The following is a 9767-nucleotide window of genomic DNA, read 5'->3' as shown; positions in this document are numbered from 1 at the left end:
TGCCCGCGCGGTGATCAACTGGCTGCCGCCCCCGGTGTCGGACATCCGCGCGGGCAGCACCGCCTGCGGCACGGCCACCGCGGTACCCGTGCCGGGGAGCGTCAGCAGGACGGCCGCGCAAGCCGCCGAAGCGGCGGGCGGCACACGGCGGGCGGCCCGCCCGGCGAACCCTGTGCGGTTCCGCGGCGTATGAGCTGTACGAGTCATACGCGCCATTAGACGCGGAGCGCGCCCCCGGCGCATGGACGAACCGCCGCGCCCCGGAGGCCCGTCCGCACCCCCTGGCGCGCCCTCGCGAACCCGCGCCCCGAGGCTGCGCCCGCGCGCCCGGCGCGGCCCTCTGAGGCCCGCGCCCCGCCGGGTGATGACGGAAGTCTGACGTTCCGCCCCCAAACCTGGCTCCTGGCGTCCCGAAGTGTTCGAATCAAGAGGTGAACACCGGCAATGACCCCACCACCGACCCCGACGGGCGGGGCGCGCCCGTCGGGCGACGGCTCGTGCTCGGCATGCTCGCCACCGGAGCCCTCGGCCTGGCGGCCGCGCCCTATCTGCAACGCGGACTCGACGGCGTCGTCAGCGCCGCCGCGGAGAAGGACCCCACCGGCCTGACCGGACTGCTCCCGGCGGGCGGTGGGTTCCGCTACTACTCCGTCGCGGCCTCCGTCCCGCACCGCGGCGAGAGCGACTACCGCCTCACCGTCGACGGCCTCGTCGACAAACCCGGCCACTACGGCCTCGCCGACCTGCGCGCCCTCCCGCAGCACCGCATGGTCCGCGACGTCCAGTGCGTCACCGGCTGGCGGGTGCCGGAAACCCCCTTCGAGGGGGTGCGCCTCTCCCGGCTGCTCGACGCGGCCGGCGTCCGCTCCGACGCCGAAGCGATCCGCTTCAGCTGCTTCGACGGCACGTACAGCGAGAGCCTCACCCTGCGACAGGCCCGCCGCCCCGACGTCCTGGTCGCGCTGCGCATGCGCGACAAGCCGCTCAGCCATTCGCACGGCGGCCCGGTCCGGCTCTACGCCGCGCCCATGTACTTCTACAAGTCGGCGAAATGGCTGTCCAAGATCACCGTGACCCGCGCCGTCCAGCCCGGCTACTGGGAAGAGCGCGGCTACGACATCGACGCCTGGGTCGGCCGCTCGAACGGACGCGACGATGCTCCGACGACCTGACACAGCACGGCGGGTCCGCCGCTTCACCCCCGCCGAACGCTGGATCCACCGCACCACCGCCGTCCTGACCGGCGTCTGCGTGTTCACCGCGGCCTGCCTCTACCTCCCGGTCTTCGCCGAACTCGTCGGCCGCCGCGCCCTGATGGTCATGCTCCACGAGTGGTCCGGGCTGCTGATCCCCGTCCCCACCCTGCTGGGCCTCGGCTCGCGGGCCTTCCGCGGCGACCTGGGCAGGCTCAACCGCTTCGGCCCGTACGACCGCCGCTGGCTGCGCGCCGCGCTGCGCCGCGACCACCGCCCAGGCGAGCGCCCGGCCGGGAAGTTCAACGCCGGCCAGAAAATCTACGCGGGCTGGATCGCGGGCGCCGTGCTCGTGATGACCGGCACCGGGCTGCTGATGTGGCTCACCCACCTCGCCCCGCTGGTGTGGCGCACCAGCGCGACCTTCCTGCACGACTGGCTGGCCCTCGCGATGGGGATCGTGCTCGCCGGACATGTGGCGATGGCGTACGGGGACCCGGAGGCCCGGCGCGGCATGCGCACCGGCTCGGTCGAGCCGGGCTGGGCCCGCCGCGAACACCCGCTCTGGCGCTACGAGAAGGAGCAGCGGCGGACGGAGGAGGAGCAGCGCCAGGGGGAGGGGCGACCGGAGGGCTCACGCCGGTCGGAAGACCGGCTCTGAGCGATGGAACGCCCGCCCCGCCGAGCACGGGGTCGGGGGCGGGAGCGGGGGGAGGGACGGGGGTACGGACGGACGCTTGCGTAAGCCCCCTCAGCCGGTCCCCGACCGGTCTCCTCCGGCCGGCCCCCGCGGCCCGTCAGCCTGTCAGGCCCTTCTCCACCCGGCGCGAGACGCTGAACGCGTAGAGATCCAGCACGCCCGGCGGCTCCGCCAGCCCCGGCCCGCCGGCCCGCACCCAGGCCGTGATGTCGGAGAGCGCGTCCTCGTCGTTGACCAGCCCCAGCCATACGGGCCGCCCGCCGGCCGCCCGGCCCGCCGCCGACGGCTGAATGACCATCACATTCGCCTGATCGCAGACGTCCAGACACTCCGAGGCCCGCACCCGGGCCACCCCGTCGAGGTCGGCCCGCAGCCGGACCAGCTGGGCCGCGTGGTCCACCCCGGGAACCTTCGCCGGATCGCCGCAGCAGCAGCCCCGGCAGACGGTGACCCCGCAGGGCGTCGCCGTGGCGCCGGCCCGCTCCGGGCTCCGTCGGCGGGTGTTGTTCGAAATCATCGGGCTGATGATACGCATGGGGTGGAACCGACCGGTCACCGAGAGGAAGCCCCATGCCGAGCAAGAAGGCACTCGTCCGCCGCCCAGGCCCCCGCCTCGCGGAGGGCCTCGTCACCCACATCGACCGGACCCCCGTCGACGCCTCCCTGGCGCTGCGCCAGTGGGACGGCTACGTCAACACGCTGCGCGAGCACGGCTGGGAGACGGTCGAGGTCCCCGCGGCGGACGACTGCCCGGACAGCGTCTTCGTCGAGGACACCCTCGTGGTGTACCGGAACGTGGCCCTCGTCGCCCGCCCCGGCGCACCGTCCCGGCTGCCGGAGACGGCGGCGGCCGAGGCTGCCGCCGCGGCGCTCGGCTGCTCGGTCAACCGCGTCCGCGAACCGGGCGCCCTGGAGGGCGGGGACGTACTCAAGATCGGCGACACCCTGTACGTCGGCCGGGGCGGGCGCACCGACGCGGAAGGCGTGCGCCAGTTGCGCGCGACCTTCGAACCGCTCGGGGCGCGGGTGGTCGCCGTACCGGTCAGCAAGGTGCTGCACCTCAAGTCCGCCGTGACCGCGCTGCCCGACGGCACCGTCGTCGGCTACCCGCCGCTGGTCGACGACCCGGCGATCTTCCCGCACTTCCTGCCCGTCCCCGAGGAGACGGGCGCCCACGTGGTGCTGCTCGGCGGCGACCGGCTGCTGATCTCGGCGAGCGCCCCCAAGAGCGCCGACCTCCTCGCGGACCTCGGCTACACGCCGGTCCCGGTGGACATCAGCGAGTTCGAGAAGCTGGAGGGCTGCGTCACCTGCCTGTCGGTGCGGCTGCGCGAGCTGTACGGGTAACAGCGCGCTGGGGGCGGCCCCGCCGCACGCAGCGGCGGACCGGGACAAGGACAAAGCCCCACGGGATTCCGCGGGGCTTTGTCTGATGTGGTGTCCGGAGGGGGACTTGAACCCCCACGCCCGATAAAGGGCACTAGCACCTCAAGCTAGCGCGTCTGCCATTCCGCCACCCGGACAAGGTGTCTGCCGCCTGGCCGGTAGCCGTTGCGACGTGGAAAACCATAGCAAACATCTGATGCTGGTCGATCACCCGCTCGGCAGAGTGCGCGCAGGTCTGTGACCAGCGCGTGTACGCGGCATTGCGGCCTTGGGCCGGGAGGGCGGCAGGTGGAGGATGGCAGTGGACCCCCGCCGCGGAGCGCGCCCCAGAACGGGCGTGACGCGGCTGTGAACCACGAGGAGGCAGCGTGAGCGCGTCGAATTCGACCGCGGCAGGTACCCGCACCGTCACTGGCGAGGACGAGGTCGTCGACCTTTGTCGTGACCTGATCCGGATCGACACCAGTAACTACGGCGACCACTCGGGCCCGGGGGAGCGCGCGGCCGCCGAATACGTGGCGGAGCAGCTCGCCGAGGTGGGGCTCGAACCGAAGATCTTCGAGTCGCACAAGGGCCGGGCCTCCACGGTGGCGCGGATCGCGGGCGAGGACCCGTCCCGCCCCGCGCTCCTCATCCACGGCCACACCGACGTCGTGCCGGCCAACGCGGACGACTGGACGCACCACCCGTTCTCCGGCGAGATCGCCGACGACTGCGTCTGGGGGCGCGGCGCGGTCGACATGAAGGACATGGACGCGATGACGCTCGCGGTCATCCGTGACCGGATGCGCTCCGGCCGCAAGCCGCCGCGCGACATCGTGCTCGCCTTCCTGGCCGACGAGGAGGCCGGCGGCGTCTACGGGGCCAAGCACCTGGTGAAGAACCACCCGGATCTCTTCGAGGGCGTGACGGAGGCCATCGGCGAGGTCGGCGGCTTCTCCTTCACCGTCAACGAGAACCTGCGGCTCTACTTGGTCGAGACCGCGCAGAAGGGCATGCACTGGATGCGGCTCACCGTGGACGGCACGGCCGGGCACGGCTCGATGACCAACAACGACAACGCCATCACCGAGTTGTGCGAGGCGGTCGGGCGGCTGGGCCGGCACAAGTTCCCGGTCCGGGTGACCAAGACCGTGCGGTCCTTCCTGGACGAGCTCTCCGACGCGCTCGGCACCCCGCTCGACCCGGAGGACATGGACGAGACCCTGGCGAAGCTGGGCGGCATCGCGAAGCTCATCGGGGCGACGCTGAAGAACACCGCCGCCCCGACGATGCTCGGCGCCGGATACAAGGTCAACGTCATCCCGGGCCAGGCCACCGCCCACGTGGACGGCCGCTTCCTGCCCGGCCACGAGGAGGAGTTCCTCGCCGACCTCGACCGGATCCTGGGCCCGCGTGTGAAGCGCGAGGACGTGCACGCCGACAAGGCGCTGGAGACGAGCTTCGACGGATCGCTGGTCGACGCCATGCAGTCCGCGCTGCGCGCCGAGGACCCGATCGCGCGCGCCGTCCCGTACTGCCTCTCCGGCGGCACGGACGCGAAGTCCTTCGACGACCTCGGCATCCGCTGCTTCGGCTTCGCGCCGCTCAAGCTGCCGCCCGAGCTGGACTTCGCCGGCATGTTCCACGGGGTGGACGAGCGAGTTCCGGTGGATGGTCTGAAGTTCGGCGTGCGCGTTCTCGACCGTTTTATCGACCAGAGCTGAAACGAAACTTCAGCAATCGGGCGTTTGTGCGCAGTTAGCCGGAAAGAGTGAACGAAGTGACTGGCTCGTAGCTCACCCTCCTCCGCGTCGTTACAGGGTGTGCGGTCCGCGGCTGGGATCGCATTGCCAACGAGGAGGAATAATGATCAAGAAGATCGTCGCTGCTGCGGCAATCACCGGTGGTCTCGTGCTCGCCGGCGCGGGCATGGCTGTTGCGGACGCGGGAGCGCAGGGTGCCGCTGTCGGCTCCCCGGGTGTCCTCTCCGGCAACGTCGTCCAGGTGCCCATTCACATCCCCGTGAACATCTGCGGCAACACGGTCAACCTGGTCGGGCTGCTGAACCCCACCTTCGGCAACACCTGCATCAACGACTGACGTTGTGCCTCAACCCGTAAGGGTGTGAGTCCGGACCGGCCCCGGAGTGCATCCCGTGCACTCCGGGGCCGGTTGGCATTGAGCGCGCGAGTAGACGCCCGTGCGCATTCCAGCAGGCATTAAGGCAAGGGAACGTACCTATGCGACAGGTCGCAAGGAAAGGCCTGATCATCGCGGCTGCCGCGGGCGGCATGCTCGCAGGCACCGGTGGCTTCGCGCACGCCGACGCGGGTGCCCAGGGTGCCGCGGTCGGTTCGCCGGGCGTCGTGGCCGGAAACTCGGTCCAGGTCCCCGTGCATGTCCCCGTGAACGTGTGCGGGAACACCGTGAGCGTCGTCGGACTGCTGAACCCCGCGATGGGGAACCGCTGTGCCAACGTCTCACACACGGGCCACGGCGGTCACAACGGCGGCCACGGCGGTCACAACGGCGGCCACAATGGTGGTCACAACGGCAACGGCGGCCACAACGGCGGTCACAACGGCGGTGGCGGCGGTCACAACGGCGGTCACAACGGGACGCACGGCAGCGGCGCGCACGCGGAAGGCGGAACGCACGGCTCGCCCGGCGTCGGTTCCGGCAACAACGTGCAGGTGCCGGTCGACGTTCCGGTGAACGTGTGCGGCAACAGCGTCTCGGTCATCGGGCTGCTGAACCCCGCGATGGGCAACGAGTGCGCCAACGTGCCCTCGAAGCCCGGCAAGCCGGGTCACCCCGGTCACCCGGAGCACCCGGGCCACCCCGGTACTCCCGAGCACCCGGGCCACCCCGGTACTCCCGAGCACCCGGGCCACCCCGGTACTCCCGAGCACCCGGGCCACCCCGGTACTCCCGAGCACCCGGGCCACCCGGGCACTCCCGAGCACCCGGGCCACCCCGGTACTCCCGAGCACCCGGGCCACCCGGGCACTCCCGAGCACCCGGGCCACCCTGGCTCGCCCGAGAACCCGGGCACTCCGGGCCACCACGGCCCCGAGGTCAAGGGACCGAAGACGCAGACCGTCACCCCGCCCAAGGGCAGCGAGCAGCTCGCTCAGACCGGCGCCGGTGCGCTCGGCCTGGCCCTGCCGACGGGTGCCGCGATGCTGCTCGGCGGCGCCGTTCTCTACCGCCGTGCCCGCGTGGCACAGCGCTGAGAGCGAACAGCGTCAGCATTGAGCGGAGCGGGCCCGATACAGCGGGCCCGCTCCGCTCTCGCGTCACCCGGTCGTGTCACGCTGGAGCGCGCGGAGTCACCAGGTCGCCCGCACCTGGCGGATGATCCGGCGGCGCAACCGCACTCTGCGGGTGCCGTCGGGGTAGAGACGCAGGCGGTCCAATTCCCAGTGCTCGTACTCGGCGTGGTCGGTCAGCAGACGGGCGGCAGCGGCGCGCGAGACTCCCCGCGGCACATACACGTCACGAAATTCGTATTCCGGCATCGCATCTATTGTGCGTGCAGTGCCCGGGTGCGGATAGCGTCTGCACTATGTCTGATGCTGCGCAGTCGTCCGCTGCCGAGGTACGCGCCGCCGTCGAGGCGGTCAAAGACGCACTGGACCGCCACCTCGACGCGGTCGAGCGCCGTTCCGGAGAAGACGATCCGGCCGTTTACGCCGCTTTCGACCTGCTGGCCGCGGCCGCCGAGTCGTATGACGAGGTGCTTTACGAGGTCTTCGACGAAGTGACCCCGTTCGAGATCCCCAGCGGCGACAGCCTCCCCGCCTACCGGGGGCCGGAGGAGCCGAACGCGCTCAGCGTGCTGATCCGCCGGGACTACTCGGTCATGGAGCCGCAGCGGCTGCTCGCACAGGCCCAGCGGGTGGCCGACGCCGACCCGGACGCGGCCCCGGTCCCCGGCGAATTCTCCCGGCTCGACCCGGAGGCGGCGGGCGGCGCCGCCGGAGTGGTCGGCAGCAGCGTCCATGCCGCCCTCGGGGTGCTCTTCGGTGAGTACGAGCCCGACGAGATCGCCTCCCGGCACAAGGAATTCGGCCTCGAAGAGGGCGACTCCACGCTGTGGGTGGCGGCGGCCGAGGAGCCGACCGAACCCGGGGAATGGCTGTCCGCGCCCTTCGAACAGGCCGATCCGCACCGGGTCATCTGCCGCTTCGACGTCAGCTCGGTCTTCGACGACGAACTGGACGACGAGTTCGACTCGGACTACGACGAGGACGCGACGGACGCGACGGACGCGGTCGGGCCGGCGGACGCGGTCGGGCCGGCGGACGCGCGGGGATCACTCCAGTCCGACCGCTCGGACCACTGACGCGGGCCACTGAGCGGAAAGGTTTCTGAGCGAGCGGTCCGCTGAGCGGCAAGGCTTCCGGCGCGGGCCACCGTGCGGCCCGCGCCGTCCCCTTTCGGACGCCCTCCGGTCCGGGCCGCCGCTGTCCGTCCGCCTTACCCGAGGACCTCCGCCGCCTCGGCGGCCTGCGTACGGAGCAGCGTCCGCAGCCGGGTGGTGCGCTCCTTCACCGGGATCTCGGTGACCGCGTGGGCGAGCGCCTGATCCACACCGTGCACCACCGAGAGATGCCGCTCGCCGCGGCTGAAGGCGGTGTAGACCCAGGCGCGGGTGAGGGCCTGCGCCGCGTCGCCGGGGAGCACCACCACCGCGGCTGGCCAGCGCAGGCCGGCCGCCTGGTGCGCGGTGAGGGCCCAGCCGTGGCGCACCGCCTCCGGAACCCGGTCCGGCGGTACGACGACGGGGACGCCGCCGCAGTCCAGGTGCAGCCCCTCGGCGTCGGCCGAGACGACCGAGCCCGGCTGGGTGCGGCCGGGAGCCGGGACGTACGCGACCCGGTCCCCGGGGTCGAAGCCGCCGAAGCGGCCGGGGCCGGGGTTGAGCCGTTCCTTGAGGGCCGCGTTGAGGGCGCGGGTGCCGACCGCGCCGCCGTGGCCCGGAGTGATGACCTGGGTGTGCTCCGGGGACACGCCGATCGCGCGCGGCACCGAGTCGGCCACCAACTGGACCGTACGGTGCGTCGCTTCACCTGCGTCGCGGACCGGGACGATCACCACTTCCTTGCCCGGCGCCTCCACCTGGCTCAACTCACCGATCCCGATGCCGGAGACCAGCTCGCCGATCGGGCCCGGGTCGGGCGTCCTGGACACCACCTGGGGACAGCTGCGGGCCGCCAGCAGGTCGGCGAAGACCCGCCCGGGGCCCGCGGACCACAGGACGCCGGGGTCACCGGACAGCACCAGCCGGGTGCCGTCCGGCACCGACTCGACGAGCATCGCCGCGCTCTCCACGTCGAGCTGCGGGGCGTCCAGCACGACGAGCAGATCGAGTGCGAGCGCGCCGTCCTCGTCCCGCCCCGGCCCCTCCTGCCCGGACAGCAGCCCGGCCACGGTGACGGCGGCCGGGCCGGGCGGGTTCTCCGACGCGTCCGGCGTTCCGGCCGGTTCCGCGGCTCGCGCTGTCTCCTGGCCGCTCCGGGCTTCCCGCGCCTGCGGGATCTCCCGCGCGCTCGGGGTGGTCTCGCCGAGGGCCGCGGCGAGGCGGCGGCGGCCGTCGTCGCTGTGCGTGGCGGCGCAGGCCCGCAGGCCCATCGAGCGGGCCGCCGCGACCAGCGCGGCCGGCTCGGCGCGGGCCGCCTCGCCTCCGGAGTGGGCGACCAGGCCGCTCGCCGCGACCGAGCGGATCAGCTCGGCGGCGGAGCGGGTGGGCGCGGCTGCCGCCGCTGCCTCCCAGTCGGCGGCGCCCGGTGCGGCCGGTGCCGCTTCGTCCGCACCGCCCGTACCGGAACCGCCCTCCGGCTCGAAGGTGTTGAGCAGCCGCGCGAGACCGTCCGCGAGGCTCTCCTCGGCGAGGGCGTAGCGGTCCAGCCCGAGCAGCACCCGGACGGGCAGCGCCTCGTCGTCCTCATCGGCTGCGGGCCGGGTGCCCGGAGGGGCCTCCAACAGGTCCTGGAAGACCAGCACGCGGCCGTCGGCGATCACACCGCGCAGCGCCTCGTCGGGGTCCGGCACGGCGTGCTTGGCCAGGGCGTCCCGCAGGTCCGCGGAGTCCAGCACGGTGTAGCCTTCGAGGGCGGCCTGCTCCAGCAGCCGGCCGACGAGGGCTTGGACCCGCCGCTCGTCGCCGGGGCCGCAGCCGGACCCGAGCAGCGCGCGGGCGAAGCCGTCGGCCTGCTCGAAGCGCACTCCGGGGACGGCGAGCAACTGCCACGGGTCCTCCCGCAGCACCTTGGCGGCTCGCTGCCCGAGCACCTCGCCGGCCTTCGCGGCCAGCCCCTCGGGAGCGCCGCCGGCCGCGAGTACCTCCGGTACGGAGGCCTCGTCCGGCAGCCGGCTCGCGGGGGAGTCCGCCGTCCGGTCGGTCAGAGGCCGGCCTTGCGGGGCCGCCGCGAGGCCGGCTTCCTCCGCATCCGGGCCCGCGTGCGAGCCCGCACCGGAGTCCGGGTGCTCAGCCGCAGCCG

General features: G+C 72.9%; 10 protein-coding genes, 1 tRNA gene and 1 pseudogene. 7 read left to right on the top strand and 5 right to left on the bottom strand.

The features are described 5' to 3' along the window. Window positions 1–207, bottom strand: a pseudogene (locus QMK28_RS32900) (hypothetical protein); the annotation flags it as partial. A 299-nt stretch (window positions 208–506) separates the two neighbouring features. On the opposite strand from QMK28_RS32900, the gene QMK28_RS32895 reads away from it, so the two are divergent. Beyond that, window positions 507–1172 (top strand): molybdopterin-dependent oxidoreductase, encoded by a 666-nt coding sequence (locus QMK28_RS32895; RefSeq protein WP_326443360.1) that lies wholly within the window; start codon window positions 507–509, stop codon window positions 1170–1172. Next, window positions 1156–1854: a cytochrome b/b6 domain-containing protein gene (locus tag QMK28_RS32890; protein WP_326443359.1), complete on the top strand. Its 699-nt coding sequence runs from the start codon at window positions 1156–1158 to the stop codon at window positions 1852–1854. The genes QMK28_RS32895 and QMK28_RS32890 overlap by 17 nt, the downstream gene beginning before the upstream one ends. A gap of 136 nt (window positions 1855–1990) precedes the next feature. Here QMK28_RS32890 and QMK28_RS32885 read toward each other — a convergent pair whose 3' ends face one another. Beyond that, on the bottom strand, window positions 1991–2410 hold the full coding sequence (locus QMK28_RS32885; protein WP_326443358.1) for a (2Fe-2S) ferredoxin domain-containing protein: 420 nt from the start codon (window positions 2408–2410) through the stop codon (window positions 1991–1993). 53 nt (window positions 2411–2463) lie between these two features. Between QMK28_RS32885 and ddaH the strand changes: the two genes are divergently transcribed. Continuing rightward, window positions 2464–3240 (top strand): dimethylargininase, encoded by a 777-nt coding sequence (gene ddaH, locus QMK28_RS32880; protein WP_326443357.1) that lies wholly within the window; start codon window positions 2464–2466, stop codon window positions 3238–3240. Window positions 3241–3328: 88 nt separating this feature from the next. On the opposite strand, the gene QMK28_RS32875 is transcribed toward ddaH, so the two are convergent. Then, window positions 3329–3416, bottom strand: a tRNA-Leu gene (locus QMK28_RS32875). Window positions 3417–3647: 231 nt separating this feature from the next. Between QMK28_RS32875 and QMK28_RS32870 the strand changes: the two genes are divergently transcribed. From QMK28_RS32870 to QMK28_RS32860, 3 genes are all read left to right on the top strand, one after another. Further along, the gene (locus QMK28_RS32870; RefSeq protein WP_326443356.1) at window positions 3648–4985 is read left to right on the top strand and encodes a M20/M25/M40 family metallo-hydrolase; all 1338 of its coding nucleotides are present in this window, start codon (window positions 3648–3650) and stop codon (window positions 4983–4985) included. A 142-nt stretch (window positions 4986–5127) separates the two neighbouring features. Next, complete coding sequence (locus tag QMK28_RS32865) at window positions 5128–5361, top strand: chaplin (protein ID WP_326443355.1); 234 nt, start codon at window positions 5128–5130, stop codon at window positions 5359–5361. Between the two features lie 140 nt (window positions 5362–5501). Further along, entirely contained in the window at window positions 5502–6497 is a 996-nt protein-coding gene (locus tag QMK28_RS32860; RefSeq protein WP_326443354.1) for a chaplin, read from the top strand. A gap of 96 nt (window positions 6498–6593) precedes the next feature. Here the strand turns inward: QMK28_RS32860 and QMK28_RS32855 are convergent, their stop codons facing one another. After that, window positions 6594–6782 carry a DUF5703 family protein gene (locus QMK28_RS32855; protein WP_326443353.1) on the bottom strand — a complete coding sequence of 63 codons (189 nt, stop codon included), beginning with the start codon at window positions 6780–6782 and terminating at the stop codon, window positions 6594–6596. Between the two features lie 47 nt (window positions 6783–6829). Here QMK28_RS32855 and QMK28_RS32850 point away from each other — a divergent pair, with 47 nt between their 5' ends. Beyond that, complete coding sequence (locus tag QMK28_RS32850) at window positions 6830–7609, top strand: hypothetical protein (RefSeq protein ID WP_326443352.1); 780 nt, start codon at window positions 6830–6832, stop codon at window positions 7607–7609. A 134-nt stretch (window positions 7610–7743) separates the two neighbouring features. On the opposite strand, the gene QMK28_RS32845 is transcribed toward QMK28_RS32850, so the two are convergent. Then, a partial coding sequence (locus QMK28_RS32845; protein ID WP_326443351.1) for a helix-hairpin-helix domain-containing protein occupies window positions 7744–9767 on the bottom strand: 2024 nt, incomplete at its 5' end.

Origin of the sequence: Streptomyces sp. H27-D2 (genome assembly GCF_035828615.1) — a bacterium.
GTDB lineage: Bacteria > Actinomycetota > Actinomycetes > Streptomycetales > Streptomycetaceae > Streptomyces.
This window is presented reverse-complemented; position numbering and strand designations above follow the sequence as displayed.

Bases quoted from the DNA above. Each gene is read 5' to 3' on its own strand.
- QMK28_RS32850 (WP_326443352.1), top strand. From the start codon at position 6,830: ATGTCTGATGCTGCGCAGTCGTCCGCTGCCGAGGTACGCGCCGCCGTC.
- ddaH (WP_326443357.1), top strand. From the start codon at position 2,464: ATGCCGAGCAAGAAGGCACTCGTCCGCCGCCCAGGCCCCCGCCTCGCG.
- QMK28_RS32860 (WP_326443354.1), top strand. From the start codon at position 5,502: ATGCGACAGGTCGCAAGGAAAGGCCTGATCATCGCGGCTGCCGCGGGC.
- QMK28_RS32885 (WP_326443358.1), bottom strand. From the start codon at position 2,410: ATGATTTCGAACAACACCCGCCGACGGAGCCCGGAGCGGGCCGGCGCC.
- QMK28_RS32895 (WP_326443360.1), top strand. From the start codon at position 507: ATGCTCGCCACCGGAGCCCTCGGCCTGGCGGCCGCGCCCTATCTGCAA.
- QMK28_RS32855 (WP_326443353.1), bottom strand. From the start codon at position 6,782: ATGCCGGAATACGAATTTCGTGACGTGTATGTGCCGCGGGGAGTCTCG.
- QMK28_RS32890 (WP_326443359.1), top strand. From the start codon at position 1,156: ATGCTCCGACGACCTGACACAGCACGGCGGGTCCGCCGCTTCACCCCC.
- QMK28_RS32865 (WP_326443355.1), top strand. From the start codon at position 5,128: ATGATCAAGAAGATCGTCGCTGCTGCGGCAATCACCGGTGGTCTCGTG.